We start from the raw sequence: 17,632 nt of genomic DNA, 5'->3' as shown, positions 1-17,632 counted from the left end.
CGCGCGCCGGGATAGGAAGTCACCATGTCGATGTGGGAATACGCAAATCCGAAGAAGTTCATGGACTGGACAGCCCCCGTGCTGCCCTGGGCCTTTGGCATCGCCGGTCTGCTGACGGGCGTGGGTCTGGTCTGGGGGTTTTTCTTCACGCCAGAGGCCGAGCTTTTTGGTGCAACGGTCAAGATCATCTATCTGCATGTGCCTGCCGCCCTGATGGCGATCAATGCGTGGTTCATGATGCTGGTGGCCAGCCTGATCTGGGTGATCCGCCGCCATCACGTTAGCGCACTGGCCGCACGTGCTGCAGCTCCCGTGGGCATGGTCATGACGGTGATCGCACTGGCCACGGGCGCGCTGTGGGGCATCCCGACATGGGGCACCTACTGGGTCTGGGACCCGCGACTGACCAGCTTCATGATCCTGTTCCTGTTCTATCTGGGCTACATCGCCTTGTGGGAAGCGATCGAGGACCCCGACACCGCTGCCGATCTGACCGCGATCCTGTGCATCGTGGGCTCGGTCTTTGCGATCCTGTCGCGCTATGCGGTGCGGTTCTGGAATCAGGGCCTGCATCAAGGCACGTCCGTCCCCGTCGTCACCGGCGGGCGCACGGTGGCCGACGTGTACTGGGTGCCGCTGTTGATGTGCATGATCGGCTTTGGCGTGCTGTTCGTGGCGCTGGTGCTGCTGCGCACGCGCACGGAAATCCGCCTGCGCCGGATGCGCGCCCTGACCGCGAGGACGACCCGTGCTGCCTGACCTCGGACCCCGCGCGGTCTATGTGCTGCTGTCCTACGGCGTGACGCTGGTGCTGCTGGCCGCGATCATCGGCCTCAGCGCCCGGCGGGCAATCAAGGTGCGACGCGCGCTGGAGGAGATCGAGAATGGCTAAGCTGTCCCCCCTGATGATCGTGCCGCCGGTGATCTTTGCAGCCCTTGCGGGCCTGTTCTGGGGCGGGCTGATGCGCGACAATGCGGGTGAGTTGCCGTCGCAGTTCGTGGGCCAGCCCGCACCCCCCCTGCCGACCGAGGCGGTGGCCGGCACCGCATTGCTGACCGCCGCCGATCTGGCCGCAGGAGAGGTCACGATCGTGAACTTCTGGGCCAGCTGGTGCCCGCCCTGCCGGGCCGAGCATCCGACGCTGCAGGCGCTGGCCGATCAGGGCTACCGCGTGGCGGGCATCAACTTCCGCGATCAGGCCGACGACGCCGCCGCCTATTTGGCGGACGAGGGCGATCCGTTCTTCGCCACCGGGTTCGACTTGCGCGGGCGCAGTGCCATCGACTGGGGCGTCAGCGCGCCGCCCGAAACCTTCGTCATCGCCGCCGACGGCACGGTGGTCGGGCGGTTCACCGGGCCGCTGGTGGGGTCCGATGTCGAACAGCGGTTCATGCCGATGCTGGATGCCGCGCTGGCCGCCGACTAGGGCAGGCGCCACGCATCGCATCGGCTGTCGCACACGGTGCTGCGGGCCCTTGTCGCACATGGGCAGTGATGTCACACCTGTTTGCAACAGGGTGGGGTAGCGACGCGATGAACAGCGGCTTGGGCCGGACGACATGTGCAGGCGAGGCGCGCGCTTGACGGTCCTGCTGCTGGCGGGCACGCAGGATGCCGCCGTTCTGGCCGATGCCCTCTTGGTGGCGCAGGTGACTGCGGTGGCATCCTTGGCGCGGCCCATGCCGCGCGCCATGCCGCTAGCGCTGCCCACGCGGATCGGCGGCTTTGGCGATGCCGACGGGTTTGCCACTTATCTGCGTGCCGCGGGCATCACGAAGGTGCTCGACGCGACCCACCCCTTTGCCACGCGCATGACGGCCCGCAGCCTTGCGGTCTGCCGAACGCTCGGGCTGCCGTATCTGTGCCTTGCCCGCGTGCCGTGGGTTGCAGGGCCCGGCGACGACTGGCGCCATGTCGCGACCGAAGCCGAGGCCGCAACCCTGATCCCGCCCGGATCGACTGTGTTCCTAGGCACCGAACACCTGACGCTGGACCGCTTTGCCACGCTGGCAGGGCGGCGCGTGATCTGCCGGGTGATGGACCCGCCGACGGCGCCGTTTCCGTTCGACGGAGGAGAGTTCCTGATCGGCAGGCCGCCCTTCAGTGTGGCGCAGGAGCGTGACCTGTTCGCGGCGCTTGGCGTGGGCTGGATGGTCGTGCGCAACGCGGGCGGCGAGGCCAGCCGGACCAAGCTGACGGCGGCGCGCGATCTGGGGATCCCCGTCGTGATGATCCGCAGACCGCCGCAGCCCGACGCGCCCGTGACCGACGACATGGCGGCGGCAGTGGCCTGGGCGGCAGGGCGGTGACGTCCGGCGCAGGACGGATCATCCGGGGCGATCCCTGCATCGCGGAAGGTGCCGCTTGGCTGGCCAAGCGAGAGCCGCATTTCGCACGGGCGCTGGACGCCGTGGGTCCGCTGCCGCTGCGCCTGCGGGCGGGCGGGTTCGATGCGCTGGTGGGCGCGATCTGCGCCCAGCAGGTCAGCGTCGCGTCGGCGAACGCGATCCACGGGCGGCTGACGGCGGCGGGTCTGACCACGCCCGCCGCCGTGCTGGCCGTGACGCCTGACAATCTGCGCGCCCTTGGCCTGTCGCGGCCCAAGGCGGGGTATGTGCAGGCACTGGCGGCGGCGGGCATCGACTATGACGTGCTGGCTCATATGCCGACCGATCAGGTCGTGGCGACCTTGACCGCCGTGCCGGGCATCGGCGTCTGGACGGCCGAGATCTATGCCATGCTCAGCCTTGGGCACGCGGATGTGTTCGCCCCCGGCGATCTGGCCTTGCAGGAATGCGCGCGGATGCTGTTCGATCTGGACGAGCGGCCCACCGACAAGGCTTTGCGCGCGATGGCCGCCGACTGGTCGCCGTGGCGGGCGGTTGCGGCACGGCTGCTGTGGGCCTATTACACCCATGTCAAATCACGCGAGGGGATCCGATGACACGCGCACTGACGGCAGGCCGCAAGGAACCCGCATCGGGAGAGGTGCGGGCCGCCGTCGTCTTTCTGCACGGCTACGGCGCCAACGGGGCCGATCTGCTCGGGTTGGCCGATCCGCTGGCCGAACACATGCCCGACACCCTGTTCATCGCGCCGGATGCGCCGGAGAATTGCGCCGGATCGCCGATGGGGTTCCAGTGGTTCCCGATCCCCTGGATCGACGGCAGTTCCGAGGAGGAATCCGAGGACGGGCTGCGCCACGCGGCCGACGATCTGAACGCCTTTCTGGACGGGTTGATGGTGGACGAGGATCTGCTGCCGGAACAGGTGATGGTCGTGGGCTTCAGCCAGGGCACCATGATGGCGCTGCACGTGCTGCCGCGCCGCGAGGATCCGGTGGCGGGCCTCGTCGCGATTTCGGGCCGGTTGCTGCAGCCCGAGGCGCTGGCCGATGCGGTGTTGTCGCGTCCGCCCGTCCTGCTGATCCATGGCGACCGCGACGACGTGGTGCCGCCGCAATCCATGGCGCTGGCCGCCGAGGCGCTGCAGGGGGCCGGCTGGACCGAGGTCTATGCCCATGTGATGAAGGGCACCGGCCACGGGATCGCGCCCGACGGGTTGCAGGTCGCGCTGGCCTTCATGGCCGACCGGCTGGGGATGGACTGACCGCCCACCGCGCACCGACCTGTCACGCCGCTTTTACGTGCAGCCGCGATACCTGCGACATCCGGGGCACAAATAGACGTTGGTTTTCGTCAGACCCCAGATATAGTCGAGGTGACGCGGCAGGTTACGGCCCCGTGGCAAGGGTGCCGTCAGCCCACCGCCAGCAGATGGGTGCAGGCGTGTATGGATACTGATTTCCGAACCGACTTCGTGCGCGATCCGGCCGCGCTGAAACATTTTCCGGCGCTGGTCCTGAATGCCGATTACCGACCGCTGTCGTATTATCCCCTCTCGCTCTGGCCATGGCAGGAGGCGGTGAAGGCGGCGTTCCTCGACCGTGTGATGATCATCAGCGAATACGACCGCGAGGTACACAGCCCCTCGACCCGCATCCGCATCCCGTCCGTGGTAGTGCTGAAGGATTACGTGAAGCCGCAGAAACGCGTGGCCTTCACCCGGTTCAACCTGTTCCTGCGCGACGAGTTCTGCTGCCAGTATTGCGGCAGCCGGGGCGAGCTGACGTTCGACCATGTGCTGCCGCGGGCACGCGGCGGCGTCACGAGCTGGACCAACGTCGTCGCCGCCTGCGGCCCATGCAACCTGCGCAAGGGTGCCAAACTGCTGAAACATTCGGGCCTCAGCCTACGTCGGCCGCCGCGCCAGCCAGAGGCTGCGGAGCTGAACAACATCGGACGCAAGTTCCCGCCGGGGCACTTGCACGACAGCTGGATGGACTACCTCTATTGGGATGCGGAGCTGGACGCCTGATTTTTCATCCGACGTGACAAATCGGCGGTTTACGCCCGTCGCAGCGGCTGGACTTTGCAGGGGGTGCTGACTAGAACGAAGTCGTTAGCGCTAACGCATTCCGATCGGAGCTGTCCATGGTCTCTCGCGTCATTCCGGTCGATGAATTCGACCTCGTGATCTTCGGCGGTACCGGCGACCTCGCGCGGCGCAAGATCCTGCCGGGGCTGTTCCGCCGCTTTCTGGCAGGCCAGATGACGGAAGGCAGCCGGATCGTTGGTGCCGCCCGGTCCGATCTGGACAATGCGGGCTACCGCCAGATGATCCGCGACGCGATCGCCGAATTCGGCGGGGCGGAAAAGGACGACGCAGGGCTCGATGGTTTCATCGACCGGCTGCATTACGTCGCCATCGACGCGACCGGCGAGGGCGGCTGGTCGGCGCTGTCGGATCTCGTGCGCAAGGACGTGGTCAAGGCGTTCTATTTTTCGGTCGCACCGTCGCTGTTCGGCGCGCTGGCGGAACGGCTGCACACGCACGGCATCGCCGATGCGGACAGCCGGATCGTAGTGGAAAAGCCGTTTGGCCGCGATCTGGCCAGTGCGAAAGCTCTGAACGACACGCTGGCCACGCATTTCAGCGAGCGGCAGATCTACCGGATCGACCATTATCTGGGCAAGGAAACGGTCCAGAACCTGATGGCCGTCCGGTTCGGAAATGTGCTGTTCGAACCGCTCTGGAACAGCCACTACGTCGATCATATCCAGATCACCGTGGCCGAAACCGTCGGTGTAGGCGGACGCGGGACGTATTACGACACGTCCGGTGCGATGCGCGACATGGTGCAGAATCACCTGATGCAGCTGCTGTGTCTGATCGCGATGGAACCGCCGTCGGTGTTCGGCGCGGACGAGGTGCGCGACGAGAAGCTGAAGGTCATCCGCGCCTTGCAGCCGGTCGAGACGCATCACATCGTGCGCGGCCAGTACGACGCGACCGACGATGCAGCAAGTTATCGCACCGATGTCGAAAACCCGCGCAGCTTCACCGAAAGCTTCGTGGCGATGAAGGTGAACATCTCGAACTGGCGGTGGGCGGATACGCCGTTCTATTTGCGCACCGGCAAGAAGATGAAAGGCCGCGCGTCCGAGATCGCCGTGGTGTTCAAGGATCTGGGGCATTCGATCTTCGAGGGCGACACGGCGCGGCACCGCAACATCCTCGCGATCCGTCTGCAGCCGAACGAGGGCATGGACCTGCAGGTGACGATCAAGGAACCGGGGCCGGGGGGCATGCGTCTGATCGACGTGCCGCTGGACATGACCTTTGCCGATGCTTTGGGCGAGGATTCAGAGCCCGCCACCGACGCCTACGAGCGGCTGATCATGGACGTGATCCGTGGCAACCAGACCCTGTTCATGCGCGGTGACGAGGTCGAGGCGGCATGGGCGTGGACCGATCCGATCATTCAGGGCTGGGAAGCGCGTAACGACGTGCCCAAGCTTTACGATCAGGGCAGCGCGGGGCCGGAGGATGCGATGATGCTGATGCACCGCGACAGCCGTCGCTGGCGCGACATCAAGAGCTGATTGCGGCCCCGCGCTGATTGGCTTTTGCCACCCCGGGCCCGTCGCGGGTTTGGCAAGCGTTGCGACCTGTGATCTGGTCGGCCAGTGACCTAGAAATGGAGGGCAGAGCCCCATGAACCTGATCGAATACGCCGATGGCGAGATGATGATGATCAGCCTTGCCAACATTCTGGCGGGCGAATTGCGGCAGACCCTGCAGACGCAGGACTTCGCGTCCTTCGCCGTGCCGGGCGGCACGACGCCGGGTCCGATCTTCGACAACCTGTGTTCAGCGAACCTCGACTGGGCGCGGGTGCATGTGCTGCTGACCGACGAACGCTGGGTTCCCGAAAGCTCCGATCGGTCGAACACGCGGCTGGTGCGCCAGCGCCTGCTGACCGACCGCGCAGGCGAGGCGCAGTACGTGCCGCTGCGCAACGATGCCGCCACGCCGGAGGACGGCCTGCCCGCCTTGCGGGAGGGCCTTGCCGCCGTGCTGCCGTTGTCGGTGGTGCTGCTGGGGATGGGCGCGGACATGCACACGGCCAGCATCTTTCCGGGCGCCGATCAGCTGGATCTGGCGCTGCAGGGCAGCGATACGCTGGTCGCGATGCGCGCGCCGGGGGCGCCAGAGCCGCGCATCACCCTGTCGGCCCATGTGCTGAGAAAGGCGATGAACCGCCATCTGGTGATCCTTGGCCGCGACAAACGCGAGGCCGTGGAACGCGCGGCGACATTGACGCCGGAGGAGGCGCCGGTCGCGGCGATCCTGCCGGGCACAACCATCCACTGGGCGGAATGACCATGTTCGACGATCTGAAATCCCACTACGCCACGATCCGCGACCGCCGCATCGCCGATACGCTGGATGCCGACCGCGCCACCGCCTTTGCCGCGATGGCGGGCGATCTGCGGCTGGACTATGCCAAGACACAGATTGACGACACGGCCCTTGGCCTGCTGATCGGTTTGCTGGACGGTGCCGGCGTGGCCGCCAAGCGCGACGCGATGTTCGCGGGTCGCCCCATCAACGACACCGAAGGCCGCGCGGTCCTGCATACGGCGCTGCGCAATCTGGACGGTGGCCCCGTGATGGTGGACGGCCAGGACGTGATGCCCGAGGTGCGGGCGACGCTGGACCGCATGGCCGATTTCGCAGCTTCCGTCCGCGACGGCAGCTATGCGGGGCAGGGTGGTCCGATCACCGATGTGGTGAACATCGGGATCGGCGGATCCGATCTGGGGCCCAAGATGGGGACGCTGGCGCTGGCCCCCTATCACGACGGGCCGCGTTGCCATTTCGTCAGCAACGTCGATCCGGCGGACATCGCGGGTGTGCTGCGCAGCTGCGATCCGGCAACGACGCTGGTGATCGTCGCGTCCAAGACCTTTACCACGATCGAGACGATGACCAACGCGCGCACCGCCCGCGACTGGATGCAGGCGGGTGGTGGCGACGTCGCGGCGCAGTTCGTGGCCCTGTCCACGGCCGCCGACAAGACGGCTGATTTCGGGATCGACGCCGCCCGCGTGCTCGGGTTCGCCGACTGGGTGGGTGGGCGCTATTCCATGTGGGGGCCGATCGGTCTGTCCCTGATGATCGCCGTGGGGCCGGACAATTTCCGCGACGTCCTGCGCGGCGGACAGGCGATGGACACCCATTTCCGCGACACCCCTTGGGCACAGAACCTGCCAGCCCTGCTGGCGCTGATCGGCCTGTGGCACAATCAGGTCTGCGGCCATGCCACCCGCGCCGTCCTTCCTTACGACAACACCCTGTCGCGCCTGCCCGCCTACCTGCAACAGCTCGAGATGGAGAGTAACGGCAAGGGCGTGGCGCTGGACGGCACGCCCTTGCCCTACAACTCCGGTGCTGTGGTCTGGGGCGAGCCGGGGACCAACGGGCAGCACGCCTTTTATCAGTTGATCCATCAGGGTACGCGGGTCATTCCGTGCGAGTTTCTGGTCGCCGCGCGCGGCCACGACGAAAGCCTGCACCATCAGCACCAGCTGCTGGTCGCCAACTGCCTCGCGCAGTCGGAGGCGCTGATGATGGGCCGCACGCTGGACGTGGCGCGCACCAAGGTCGCTGGACAATACGAGGGTGCGGAACTGGAGCGGCAGGCGGCGCACAGGGTGTTCCCCGGCAACCGTCCCAGCATCACGCTCAGCTATCCGCAGCTTACGCCGCACATGCTGGGCATGCTGATCGCGCTCTACGAACATCGCGTCTTCGTCGAAGGCGTCGTGCTGGGCGTGAACTCCTACGACCAGTGGGGGGTGGAGCTGGGCAAGGAACTGGCGACCTCCCTGCAACCCGTTGTCGAAGGCAAGGCCAGCGCCGACGGCAAGGACGGCTCGACCCACGCCCTCGTCGCGCACCTCAGGGGACACGGGCTGTAGGGCAGCCTGCGCCGTGGCGGATCAGACCGCCACGGCCCCGTCGCGGTCGATGAACATCTGGCGGATGTGATCGGGGATGGCGCGTTTGGCGTTGTTTTCGCCCAGAACCACGATGACTGCGTGGCTGGTCGTCATCAGCCGCCCCTCGACCCAGACGGCGTATTCCATGGTAAAGCTGCTGGTGCCCAGTTTCGACGTGCGGCCGGTCATGATGTAGCGGTCGCTCAGCTTGATTTCCGACCGATAATCGAGGCCGATCTGCCGCAGCACGATCCGTGGCCGCTTGCCGTCGATCTGCCAGACTGCGGCATCGGCGAAATACAGCATCCGCAGATTCTCGAACCACTTGAGGTAGACGGCGTTATTCACATGCTGCAGCGCGTCGATCTCTCCGAACCGGACCTTGTCGGCCATGCCAAAGGACCACGGTTCCGGAATGCCTGCACGCCGCAGGTCGTCGGCGTGCAGGGGCGTCAGATAGGGGACGGTCATCAGTCGCGCCCTATCCGACGACGGCGGTGACGATGATCTCGACCTTGTAGTCCGGGGTGGCGAGCCTTGCCTCTCCTGTCCAGCGGGCGGGGGCGTTGCCTTGCGACACCCATTCGTCCCAGACGGCATTCATTTCGGCGAAATCGGCCATGTCGGCCAGCCAGATCTGTGCGGTCAGGATCTGTGACTTGTCGGTGCCGGCCAGCGCCAGCAGGCGGTCGATCTGCGCCAGCACTTCGGTCGTCTGGGCGGTGACGGTTTCGCCGGGCGCGCCGACCTGACCGGCCAGATAGGCGATGCCGCCGTGGACAACGGCCTGAGACATCCGGGGGCCGGATTCGATACGTTCAATGCTCATGGGATCGACCTTGCAGCTGTGGCTGTTGAGATGTCATGGAGCGGGTAACGGGAATCGAACCCGTAACTGAAGCTTGGGAAGCTTTCGTGATACCTTTTCACCATACCCGCCGACGTGGGGCCTTGCGGCCTGATCCGTTCCTACACCGGGGGGCGGTGTGCCGCAAGCGGCGGGGCGCATGAAAAAGGCGCCCGCAGGCGCCTGTTCCGTTACTTCTGCAGGCAGGTTTTCAGCCCCGCCATGCGCGCACGTCGCCGCAATCCATATGGACGAAGTTCGAACCGCGATAGGTGCCGACGCCGCCGGCGGCACAGGACACGGCTGCGCGGGTCATGTCGTTGATGGACCGGCTGGACAGGCGCAGGTCGGCAGCCTGACCGCGCAGGTGCAGCGAATTGCGCGCGACGCCGGACGACTGGCTGCGCAGCATGTTGTTCGTCTCCGGGCTGCGATAGCCCGACAGCAGCATGTAGGGTTCCGACGTGCCCAGCAGGCGGTGCGACGCGGCCATGATGTCGACGGTGCGGCTGTCCATGTTGGCCACCTTGTCGTTGCGCCAATCGCGCATGAAGTTGTTCACCTCGCGCAGCGCCTCTCCGATGTATTCGCCTTCGATCCAGTAGATCGTGTCGATCCGCTCACCGGTGCGCCCGGAATACATGCTGATGCGGCGGATGTCGCCGCCGCCCCGCAGGAACCCTGCGGCCTTGGAATAAGTCGGCGTGGCGACGATCGCAGTCGCGGCGAATGCGCCCAGTAGTCCGCGCCGTGTAACACCGGTATAACCCTGTGAAGTCATGTGAGGCCTGTCCCGTCCCGTTTATTCGTTGCGCGTATTTCCCGCGCTTTTCATCCCTGTCCGGATGTTGACACACATATGACACGACATGCGCAGGGGACCAAGCGTTGATCGGGAACGGTTCCGGATCTGCCATATCGTCGGCAGATTTTTGCGCAGATCCTGTGCGACCGTGCAACAGGTGGGCGGAATTGCAGCGCGGTACGGGCGGGAATGCAACAGGTGCCGCCAAATCGGGCGGACCGCCAGAAGCCCGTGGACAGCCCTGTAAACGCGGGTGAAAACGGCAGGCAAGGCCCGTCCTGCGGGCCATCTGCGACGATCCGGGGATGCTGCCATGACCACTTCGATGCCACGCCGTCCCACTGGGCGGATCCTGTCCGGTGCAGCTGTGCTGGCGGTCTGCCTGTGGCTGTCCCCGGTGACGGCAGCGGCACAGGTCACCGCCTATCGTCAGGCGGTAGCCGAATCGGCGGCCCGCGACGAGGAGCTTGCCGCCTTTTATCGCGACCGCGATTTCCACGCGGTCTGGGGCGGTGGCGATCTGGCTGCACAGGACCGGCGCAACGCGTTGCTGACGGCCCTTGCGGATGCGCCCGCGCACGGCCTGCCGCACGACCGCTACGACGCGGCGGGTCTGCTGGCCCAGCTGAAGGCGGCGCAGACACCGGCACAGCAGGGGGCGGCGGACGTGGCGCTGACGGCGGCGTTCCTGGCCTATGCCCGCGACGTGGCGACCGGCATCCTGATCCCGTCAGAGGTGGTGCCCCTGATCGTGCGCGAGGTGCCGCAGGCGCCGCGCATCCCGTTGCTGCGCCAGTTCCTGGCCAGTGACGATCCTGCGTCCTTCCTGCGGGCGCTGGCGCCGACCAGCCCCGAATACGTGCGCCTGCTGCATGCAAAGATGCGACTGGAAGCCCTGGCCGCACAAGGTGGCTATGGCCCCGCGGTGACTGCTGCCAGCCTTGCCCCCGGCGCCACCGGCCCGGATGTGATCGCGTTGCGCAACCGGTTGATCCGCATGGGACACCTCGACCGCACCGCGACCCGCACCTATGACGCGACCCTGCAGGCCGCCGTGACGCGGCTGCAGCGCAGCATGGGCCTGACAGAGGACGGCACCGCAGGCCCCGCCACCATGACCGAGATCAACGTCCCCCTCGAGGACCGGTTGCGGTCGGTGGTCGTCGCGATGGAGCGCGAGCGCTGGGTCAGCGCGCCGCGCGGCGACCGGCACGTCTGGGTGAACCTCGCGGATTTCACCGCGGCCATCGTGGACGACGACCGGGTCACGTTCTCGACACGCTCGGTCATCGGCGCGCTGGATGCGAACCGCCAGACGCCGGAATTCTCCGACGAGATGGAGTTCATGGTCGTCAACCCGAGCTGGTATGTCCCCCGGTCGATCATCGTGAACGAATATCTGCCGCAGTTGCAGCAGAACGCCGGGGCCGTCGGCCATATCGAGGTGACGGACCGCGACGGGCGGGTGATACCGCGCGGCGCGGTGAATGCGAACCGCTACACCGCACGGACATTTCCCTTTGCCATGCGCCAGCCGCCGGGGCCGCAGAACGCGCTGGGGCTGGTCAAGTTCATGTTTCCGAACGAATACAACATCTATCTGCACGACACCCCCGCCAAGGCCCTGTTCAGCCGCGAGGCGCGCGCGTTCAGCCACGGCTGCGTCCGGCTGAACGATCCGCTCGCATTCGCGGCGGCCCTGCTGGCCGTGCAGGAAAGCGATCCGCAACAGTTCCTCGACGACCGGCTGCGCGGCGGGGCAGAGTCGCGCGTGAACCTCGACGTGGCCGTGCCGGTGCATCTGGATTACCGCACCGCCTTTACCGGCGTGACCGGCGGGTTGCAGTTCCGGCGCGATGTCTATGGGCGCGATGCCGCGATCTGGCAGGCGTTGGAACAGGCGGGGGTGGTCGTGGCGGCGGTTCAGGGCTAAATCGCCCTGCAACACCGGACAGGAGACATGTCATGGCGCTGACCATCGCCGAGATCGCCGCAGCCCTTGGCACCACGGCCCATGGCGACACGTCCCTGATCGTGCGCCGCCCGGCCGAGCCGAAGGATGCGGGCCCCGACGATCTGGCGCTGGCGATGCAGCCCGCCTTTGCCGCGCAACTGACCGCCAGCGGCGCGCGGGCGGCGATCGTCTGGGCGGATGCGGACTGGCAGGCGCTGGGGCTGCAGGCGGCGATCACAGTGCCGCGCGCGCGGCTGGCGATGGCGGCACTGACGCAGGCCTTCGATCCCGCGCCCAGATCCACCGGCATCCATCCCACGGCGATCGTGCCGGACGACTGCAGCATCGGCGCGGACCCGTCGATCGGGCCGTTCGTGGTGCTGGCCCCCGGCACCGTAATCGGCGCCCGCGTCCGGCTGGACGCCCATGTCAGCATCGGGCCCGGCAGCACGCTGGGCGACGATTGCCTGCTGCACGCGGGCGTCCGTATCGGGCGCGGTTGCCGTCTGGGGGACCGGGTGATCCTGCAATCCAACGTCGTGATCGGTGCGGACGGGTTCTCCTACGTCACGCGCGATCTGTCGCACGAAGAGCGGGCCTCTCAGACCTTGGGCCGTGTGCCGCTGACGCCGCCCGCCGATGCCACGCGTCACCGCATCCACAGCCTTGGCGGCGTGATCCTGGGCGATGACGTCGAGGTGGGGGCGAACAGCTGCATCGATGCGGGGACGATCCGGCCCACGCAGGTTGGCCGCGGCACCAAGATCGACGATCTTGTGCTGGTCGGCCACAACTGCATCATCGGGGCCGACAACATCCTGTGCGGGCAGGTGGCCATGGCGGGGTCGGGCACGCTGGGCGACCGGGTCGTCATGGGTGGCCGTGCCGCGACCAACAACCGGATCATCGTGGGGAACGACGTGGTGGTCGCGGCGGCGGCAAACGTCTATGGCCACGTACCGGACGGGCAGTTCATCATGGGCTCGCCTGCGCTGGACATGCCCAGCCACCGGGTCCGCGACAAGGCGCTGCGCCGCCTGCCGCAGATGATGCGCGACATCGCCGCATTGCAGAAACGGGTTCCCAACGACGACGCGAAGGATTAGATCGCGGTCAACGGCAACTGGGATGGTGCGATCATGGATGTTCAGGCCAAGATCATGGCGATCCTCGCGGATCAGGCGCTGCTCGACGTGTCGGACGTGACGCTCGACGACACGCTGGAAACGCTGGGCATCGACAGCATGGGGCTGGTCGAAAGCATCTTCGCCATCGAAGAGGCCTTCGACGTGACGATCCCGTTCAACGCCAATGCGCCCGCCGACAGCGGGTTCGACGTGGCCACGGTGCGCAGCATCGTTCAGGCGGTGTCCGCACTGGTGCGGGAGCGGGCATGAGCCCTGCGCGGCGGGTCGTCGTCACCGGTGCGGGCACGATCAATCCGCTGGGTCACGACGTGCCTGCGACCCTGGCCGCGATGCAGGCCGGGACCTGTGCCATTGGCCCGCTTGACATCCGCGACGCGGACCGGTTGCAGATCCGCATCGGCGCACAGGTGCAGGACTACGATGAGACCGCGCATTTCACCAAGGCAGAGCTGACCCTGCACGACCGCTTCACCCAGTTCGCCCTGATCGCGGCAGGGCAGGCTGTGGCGCAGGCCGGTCTCGATGCGCACCTGGGCGACCGCGCTGGCGTGATCCTCGGCACCTCCGGCGGCGGTCTGGGCACGCTGGACGACAACTTCCGCGCTGTCTACGAGGCGGGCCGCGACCGCGTGCATCCCTTTGTCGTGCCGCGCCTGATGGCCAATGCGGCGGCCAGCCACGTGTCGATCCGGCACGGCGCGCGGGGGCCGGTGTTCACCGTCTCCACCGCCTGCGCTTCGTCGAACCACGCGATGGGGCAGGCGCTGGCGCTGGTCCGCAGCGGCACCGCCGATGTCATCCTGACCGGCGGGTCGGAGGCGATGCTGACCTTTGGCGGGATCAAGGCGTGGGAGGGGCTGCGCGTCATGTCCCGCGACGGTTGCCGCCCGTTCTGCGCGAGCCGCAACGGCATGGTGCAGGGCGAGGGGGCGGCGGTCTTCGTGTTCGAGGCGCTGGACCATGCGCTGGCCCGTGGCGCCGACATCCTGTGCGAGGTGGCGGGGACCGCCATGTCCAGCGATGCCGCCGACATCGTCACACCGTCGCAGGATGGTGCGGTGCGGGCGATGCGTGCGGCGCTGGCCGATGCAGGACTGACGCCTGCGGACGTGGCCTACGTCAACGCCCATGGCACCGGCACGACGCTGAACGACAGGACGGAAACGGCGGCGATCCGCGCGGTCTTCGGCGCGCATGCGGACCGGTTGATGGTGTCGTCGACCAAGGCGATGCACGGCCACCTGATCGGGGCGGCCGGTGCCGTGGAACTGCTGGCCTGCCTGATGGCGGTGCGCGACGGGATCGTGGCCCCGACCGTAGGCTATGGTCAGCCCGACCCGGATTGCGATCTGGATGTGGTCCCCAACGCGGCGCGGAGCGCGCGTGTCGATGCGGCGATGTCCAACGCCTTTGCATTCGGCGGGTTGAATGCCGTCATGGTGCTGCGGCGCTGGACCGCCCTCGCGCAGCACGCGTGACGCCGCCCCGGTCGTAGCAACCGGGACGGCATGGTCCGCTTACTGCGCGTCGACGCTGTCAAAGCCTGCGGTGAAGCCGGCCAGCGACATGGTCAGCGCCACTTCCTGATCCGGGGCGGCGGCAGGGACCATCCGCACGACGGCGGCGTTGCCGGCCTTCATCGCGGCGACTTCGGCGGCGGTAAAGCCGATCCGGGCGATGCAGCCTGCCGCGTTGCAGAAGGTAAAGGGATAGACCTTGCCTTCGCCGCCATCAACGGTCACGCGCAGGTTTTCGGTCAGCAGCGTTTCCAGCGGCACGACGATGGTGGCCCCTGCGGCGGCCTCATTGCCTTCGGGCAGCGGGAAGGTGCTGAACTCAGCCACGGCGTTGCCGTCCGCATCCTCGAGCAGCTGGTACAGCTGGCAGGGATCGGGCTGGCCCGCCTCGGCCTGCAGGCAGCGCAGCGACCACGCACCGAAAGTTTCGCGCACGTAGGGTTCGCCCACGCGCGGCTCGCTGTCTGCGGCGGCTGCGGCATCGGCGGGCGCATCCGCTGCCGGGACGTCCGTGGCGGGCGCATCGGCTGCCGGTGCATCGGCCGCAGGTGCAGCAGGCGCGGCGGCGGCGGGCGCCTCGGTCTGCGGTTCCGTCTGCGCTTCCGTCTGGGCCAGCACGGCCATCGGGGCCGTCGTCAGCAGCAGGCCGATCAGCAGGGGTTTGGCGGCAGTCAACATGGGTTTCTCCGTCTAATGAATCGCCTGTGCGGGACCGTTGGCGGTTTGCGCGTCGCCCCGTCGCGTGCGCGGCGGGGTATCACGCGCGGTGCACGGTGTCAGGCACAAATCGTCTGTAAACGGCAAAGCGCCGCCGATGGGCGGTGCCACCGGTCGGGCGCGGCTGCGGGCACGATCATGCGGATTGCAGGGGGCGGCGCAGGCGTGGTCCGTGGCCAAGTTGCGCACCCGCAAGACGATGTGTTCAAATAGAAAAGAGCCCTCGAAAGGGCCCTTTCCCATTGCTCCCCGTCGGACTTTGCCGACCATTGGCGCGAGTCCTAGGCGATGGGGGGGAGCCGGTCAACAGGCACACCGCGTCCCACGGTATGGCGATCACGAAAAAAGGCCGCACCCGAAGGTGCGGCAAGTCCAACAGGGAGAAGGATGTCGGCCACCTGCAGGGGGACATCAGGATGTCCGACAACGCCACTATCGCACTGCGAGGTTAAGAATGTATTCTGCGACTGAAATCGCGTGACCGTGATCGGTCCGCACGACAGGATGGCCACGATGACCGCAGACCCTACGATCCCGCACACGCCAGACCAGACGCCGGGTCGGACGCCGCCGCCACCGCCAGACCAGTCGCCGCCCCAGACACAGCCTGAGACATCGGTGCCTGCGCCCGTCCCCGCAGCGGGCCAGACCACCGCCGCGATCTTCGTCGGTGGCGGCGGGGCGGGCTATGCCAGCCCCCAGCACTTGTTGCTGGACAAGGCGAATCGCCACGGGCTGATCGCGGGCGCCACCGGCACCGGCAAGACCGTCACCCTGCAGATCCTGGCCGAAGGCTTCTCCGCCGCCGGTGTGCCGGTGTTCCTGTCGGACGTGAAGGGCGACCTGTCGGGTCTGGCGATGGCCGGGTCGGCCATGCACAAGCTGCATGCGCCGTTTACGACGCGGGCCGCCACCATCGGCCTCGATCTGCAGTACAGCGCATTTCCCGTGACGTTCTGGGATCTGCTCGGTCGGCAGGGCCATCCGATCCGCGCCACGGTGGCCGAGATGGGGCCGCTGCTGCTGTCGCGCCTGCTGGAGCTGACGGACGTGCAGGAAGGCGTGCTGAACGTCGCCTTCCGCATGGCCGACGAAGAAGGCTTGCCGCTGCTCGACCTGAAGGACCTGCAGGCGCTGCTGGTCTGGGTCGGGCAGAACGCCAAGGACCTGTCGCTGCGCTTCGGCAACGTCGCCACCGCGTCCGTCGGCGCGATCCAGCGGCAGTTGCTGGTCCTGGAGAATCAGGGCGGCAGCGCGTTGTTCGGCGAACCGGCGCTGGACCTGATGGACATGATGCGGCTCGCCCCCGACGGGCGCGGCATGATCAACATCCTCGCAGCCGACCAGTTGATGGGCAGCCCCAAGCTCTATGCGACCTTCCTGCTGTGGCTCTTGTCGGAGCTGTTCGAGGTTCTGCCTGAGGTGGGCAACCCGGACAAGCCCAAGCTGGTGTTCTTCTTTGACGAGGCGCATCTGCTGTTCGACGGTGCACCAAAGGTGCTGGTGGACAAGGTCGAACAGGTCGCGCGCCTGATCCGGTCCAAGGGGGTCGGCATCTATTTCATCACCCAGAACCCAGCCGACGTGCCGGACGACGTGCTGGGGCAACTCGGCAACCGGGTGCAGCATGCGCTGCGCGCCTTCACCGGACGCGACCGCGAGGATCTGAAGAAAGCCGCCCAGACCTACCGCGACAACCCGGCATTCGACACTGCCGACGCGATCCAGCAGGTCGGTACCGGCGAGGCCGTCACCTCGTTGCTGGATGCCAAAGGCTCGCCCCTGATGGTGGAACGCACGCTGATCCGTCCGCCGTCGTCGCAGGTGGGCCCGATCGACGCCGGTGTGCGGGCGACGTTAATGACGCAGTCGCCGATGGCCGCGAAATACGGCACCGCGATCGACCGCGAGTCGGCCTACGAGATGCTGGCGGCCCGTGCCGACACCGCCGCTGCCGGGCTCTGTTGCACAAATCCGAGAGGGATTCATGTTGTGAATCCAGTGTGGTAGCTGGCCCGCATGAGCAAACCGACATCACTTACCTACAAGACGAGGAACTGGGCTGATTACAACGCGGCGCTGAAGCGCCGCGGATCACTGACGATCTGGTTCGATCCCGAGATGAACTGGGATGCCGAACCTTCCGGCAAGAGGGGCAGGTCGCGGACCTTCAGTGACGCCGCCATCCAGACGTGTCTGACCATGAAAGTGCTTTTCGGGATGGCGCTTCGGCAGACGACGGGCTTCGTCGAGAGCCTGCTGCGGCTCACGGGGCTGGACTGGGTCGTGCCTGAC

20 protein-coding genes and 1 tRNA gene are annotated in these 17,632 nt (G+C 67.0%); 16 read left to right on the top strand and 5 right to left on the bottom strand.

What is annotated here, in order from left to right:
- The first annotated feature begins 24 nt into the window (after window positions 1–24).
- The 10 genes from ccmC (at window position 25) to pgi (ending at window position 8,328) form a co-directional block, all read left to right on the top strand.
- On the top strand, window positions 25–759 hold the full coding sequence (gene ccmC / locus BMX16_RS05290) for a heme ABC transporter permease CcmC (protein ID WP_089899828.1): 735 nt from the start codon (window positions 25–27) through the stop codon (window positions 757–759).
- Entirely contained in the window at window positions 749–892 is a 144-nt protein-coding gene (gene ccmD, locus BMX16_RS05285; protein ID WP_089899825.1) for a heme exporter protein CcmD, read from the top strand. The genes ccmC and ccmD overlap by 11 nt, the downstream gene beginning before the upstream one ends.
- Window positions 885–1,427: a DsbE family thiol:disulfide interchange protein gene (locus BMX16_RS05280; protein ID WP_089899823.1), complete on the top strand. Its 543-nt coding sequence runs from the start codon at window positions 885–887 to the stop codon at window positions 1,425–1,427. Before ccmD ends, BMX16_RS05280 begins: the two co-directional genes overlap by 8 nt.
- A gap of 154 nt (window positions 1,428–1,581) precedes the next feature.
- Entirely contained in the window at window positions 1,582–2,310 is a 729-nt protein-coding gene (locus tag BMX16_RS05275; RefSeq protein WP_089899820.1) for a precorrin-6A/cobalt-precorrin-6A reductase, read from the top strand.
- Window positions 2,307–2,945, top strand: a complete 639-nt coding sequence (locus BMX16_RS05270) for a DNA-3-methyladenine glycosylase family protein (protein WP_089899817.1) — start codon at window positions 2,307–2,309, stop codon at window positions 2,943–2,945. Before BMX16_RS05275 ends, BMX16_RS05270 begins: the two co-directional genes overlap by 4 nt.
- Entirely contained in the window at window positions 2,942–3,610 is a 669-nt protein-coding gene (locus BMX16_RS05265; protein WP_089899814.1) for an alpha/beta hydrolase, read from the top strand. The genes BMX16_RS05270 and BMX16_RS05265 overlap by 4 nt, the downstream gene beginning before the upstream one ends.
- A 183-nt stretch (window positions 3,611–3,793) precedes the next feature.
- Window positions 3,794–4,378, top strand: a complete 585-nt coding sequence (locus tag BMX16_RS05260) for an HNH endonuclease (protein ID WP_089899811.1) — start codon at window positions 3,794–3,796, stop codon at window positions 4,376–4,378.
- 116 nt (window positions 4,379–4,494) lie between these two features.
- On the top strand, window positions 4,495–5,946 hold the full coding sequence (gene zwf, locus BMX16_RS05255; RefSeq protein WP_089899808.1) for a glucose-6-phosphate dehydrogenase: 1,452 nt from the start codon (window positions 4,495–4,497) through the stop codon (window positions 5,944–5,946).
- A 112-nt stretch (window positions 5,947–6,058) separates the two neighbouring features.
- Window positions 6,059–6,727, top strand: coding sequence for a 6-phosphogluconolactonase (gene pgl / locus BMX16_RS05250; protein WP_089899805.1), 669 nt, complete (start codon window positions 6,059–6,061; stop codon window positions 6,725–6,727).
- A 2-nt stretch (window positions 6,728–6,729) separates the two neighbouring features.
- Window positions 6,730–8,328: a glucose-6-phosphate isomerase gene (gene pgi / locus BMX16_RS05245; protein ID WP_089899802.1), complete on the top strand. Its 1,599-nt coding sequence runs from the start codon at window positions 6,730–6,732 to the stop codon at window positions 8,326–8,328.
- Between the two features lie 21 nt (window positions 8,329–8,349).
- On the opposite strand, the gene BMX16_RS05240 is transcribed toward pgi, so the two are convergent.
- The 4 genes from BMX16_RS05240 to mepK form a co-directional block, all read right to left on the bottom strand.
- Window positions 8,350–8,820 (bottom strand): acyl-CoA thioesterase, encoded by a 471-nt coding sequence (locus BMX16_RS05240; protein WP_089899801.1) that lies wholly within the window; start codon window positions 8,818–8,820, stop codon window positions 8,350–8,352.
- A gap of 10 nt (window positions 8,821–8,830) precedes the next feature.
- Window positions 8,831–9,178 carry a RidA family protein gene (locus BMX16_RS05235; RefSeq protein ID WP_089899798.1) on the bottom strand — a complete coding sequence of 116 codons (348 nt, stop codon included), beginning with the start codon at window positions 9,176–9,178 and terminating at the stop codon, window positions 8,831–8,833.
- A 36-nt stretch (window positions 9,179–9,214) separates the two neighbouring features.
- A tRNA-Gly gene (locus BMX16_RS05230) sits at window positions 9,215–9,288 on the bottom strand.
- Window positions 9,289–9,407: 119 nt separating this feature from the next.
- On the bottom strand, window positions 9,408–9,977 hold the full coding sequence (gene mepK, locus BMX16_RS05225; RefSeq protein ID WP_089899795.1) for a peptidoglycan L,D-endopeptidase MepK: 570 nt from the start codon (window positions 9,975–9,977) through the stop codon (window positions 9,408–9,410).
- 337 nt (window positions 9,978–10,314) lie between these two features.
- On the opposite strand from mepK, the gene BMX16_RS05220 reads away from it, so the two are divergent.
- The 4 genes from BMX16_RS05220 to BMX16_RS05205 are packed head-to-tail and all read left to right on the top strand — an operon-like array spanning window position 10,315 to window position 14,581.
- Window positions 10,315–11,934: a L,D-transpeptidase family protein gene (locus BMX16_RS05220; RefSeq protein WP_089899791.1), complete on the top strand. Its 1,620-nt coding sequence runs from the start codon at window positions 10,315–10,317 to the stop codon at window positions 11,932–11,934.
- A 32-nt stretch (window positions 11,935–11,966) separates the two neighbouring features.
- On the top strand, window positions 11,967–13,061 hold the full coding sequence (locus tag BMX16_RS05215) for a UDP-3-O-(3-hydroxymyristoyl)glucosamine N-acyltransferase (protein WP_089899787.1): 1,095 nt from the start codon (window positions 11,967–11,969) through the stop codon (window positions 13,059–13,061).
- Window positions 13,062–13,094: 33 nt separating this feature from the next.
- Complete coding sequence (locus tag BMX16_RS05210; RefSeq protein ID WP_089899784.1) at window positions 13,095–13,352, top strand: acyl carrier protein; 258 nt, start codon at window positions 13,095–13,097, stop codon at window positions 13,350–13,352.
- Entirely contained in the window at window positions 13,349–14,581 is a 1,233-nt protein-coding gene (locus BMX16_RS05205; RefSeq protein ID WP_089899781.1) for a beta-ketoacyl-[acyl-carrier-protein] synthase family protein, read from the top strand. Before BMX16_RS05210 ends, BMX16_RS05205 begins: the two co-directional genes overlap by 4 nt.
- A 39-nt stretch (window positions 14,582–14,620) precedes the next feature.
- Here the strand turns inward: BMX16_RS05205 and BMX16_RS05200 are convergent, their stop codons facing one another.
- Entirely contained in the window at window positions 14,621–15,244 is a 624-nt protein-coding gene (locus tag BMX16_RS05200; protein ID WP_089900225.1) for an invasion associated locus B family protein, read from the bottom strand.
- Between the two features lie 606 nt (window positions 15,245–15,850).
- On the opposite strand from BMX16_RS05200, the gene BMX16_RS05195 reads away from it, so the two are divergent.
- Together BMX16_RS05195 and BMX16_RS05190 are read left to right on the top strand one after the other, a co-directional pair.
- Window positions 15,851–17,347 (top strand): helicase HerA-like domain-containing protein, encoded by a 1,497-nt coding sequence (locus BMX16_RS05195; protein ID WP_089899778.1) that lies wholly within the window; start codon window positions 15,851–15,853, stop codon window positions 17,345–17,347.
- A 9-nt stretch (window positions 17,348–17,356) separates the two neighbouring features.
- A partial coding sequence (locus BMX16_RS05190; RefSeq protein WP_177174572.1) for a transposase occupies window positions 17,357–17,632 on the top strand: 276 nt, incomplete at its 3' end.

This window comes from Loktanella fryxellensis, from assembly GCF_900110065.1.
Lineage (GTDB): Bacteria > Pseudomonadota > Alphaproteobacteria > Rhodobacterales > Rhodobacteraceae > Loktanella > Loktanella fryxellensis.
The sequence above is the reverse complement of the archived record's forward strand: the minus strand, read 5'-3'. Positions and strand labels throughout refer to the sequence as shown.

What these genes read in the sequence shown, in the direction of transcription:
- mepK (WP_089899795.1), bottom strand. Translation starts at nt 9,977, where the DNA reads ATGACTTCACAGGGTTATACCGGTGTTACACGGCGCGGACTACTGGGC.
- ccmC (WP_089899828.1), top strand. Translation starts at nt 25, where the DNA reads ATGTCGATGTGGGAATACGCAAATCCGAAGAAGTTCATGGACTGGACA.
- pgl (WP_089899805.1), top strand. Translation starts at nt 6,059, where the DNA reads ATGAACCTGATCGAATACGCCGATGGCGAGATGATGATGATCAGCCTT.
- BMX16_RS05265 (WP_089899814.1), top strand. Translation starts at nt 2,942, where the DNA reads ATGACACGCGCACTGACGGCAGGCCGCAAGGAACCCGCATCGGGAGAG.
- BMX16_RS05195 (WP_089899778.1), top strand. Translation starts at nt 15,851, where the DNA reads ATGACCGCAGACCCTACGATCCCGCACACGCCAGACCAGACGCCGGGT.
- BMX16_RS05210 (WP_089899784.1), top strand. Translation starts at nt 13,095, where the DNA reads ATGGATGTTCAGGCCAAGATCATGGCGATCCTCGCGGATCAGGCGCTG.
- BMX16_RS05260 (WP_089899811.1), top strand. Translation starts at nt 3,794, where the DNA reads ATGGATACTGATTTCCGAACCGACTTCGTGCGCGATCCGGCCGCGCTG.
- BMX16_RS05200 (WP_089900225.1), bottom strand. Translation starts at nt 15,244, where the DNA reads ATGGCCGTGCTGGCCCAGACGGAAGCGCAGACGGAACCGCAGACCGAG.
- BMX16_RS05240 (WP_089899801.1), bottom strand. Translation starts at nt 8,820, where the DNA reads ATGACCGTCCCCTATCTGACGCCCCTGCACGCCGACGACCTGCGGCGT.
- BMX16_RS05205 (WP_089899781.1), top strand. Translation starts at nt 13,349, where the DNA reads ATGAGCCCTGCGCGGCGGGTCGTCGTCACCGGTGCGGGCACGATCAAT.
- BMX16_RS05235 (WP_089899798.1), bottom strand. Translation starts at nt 9,178, where the DNA reads ATGAGCATTGAACGTATCGAATCCGGCCCCCGGATGTCTCAGGCCGTT.
- pgi (WP_089899802.1), top strand. Translation starts at nt 6,730, where the DNA reads ATGTTCGACGATCTGAAATCCCACTACGCCACGATCCGCGACCGCCGC.
- BMX16_RS05215 (WP_089899787.1), top strand. Translation starts at nt 11,967, where the DNA reads ATGGCGCTGACCATCGCCGAGATCGCCGCAGCCCTTGGCACCACGGCC.
- zwf (WP_089899808.1), top strand. Translation starts at nt 4,495, where the DNA reads ATGGTCTCTCGCGTCATTCCGGTCGATGAATTCGACCTCGTGATCTTC.
- BMX16_RS05280 (WP_089899823.1), top strand. Translation starts at nt 885, where the DNA reads ATGGCTAAGCTGTCCCCCCTGATGATCGTGCCGCCGGTGATCTTTGCA.
- BMX16_RS05220 (WP_089899791.1), top strand. Translation starts at nt 10,315, where the DNA reads ATGACCACTTCGATGCCACGCCGTCCCACTGGGCGGATCCTGTCCGGT.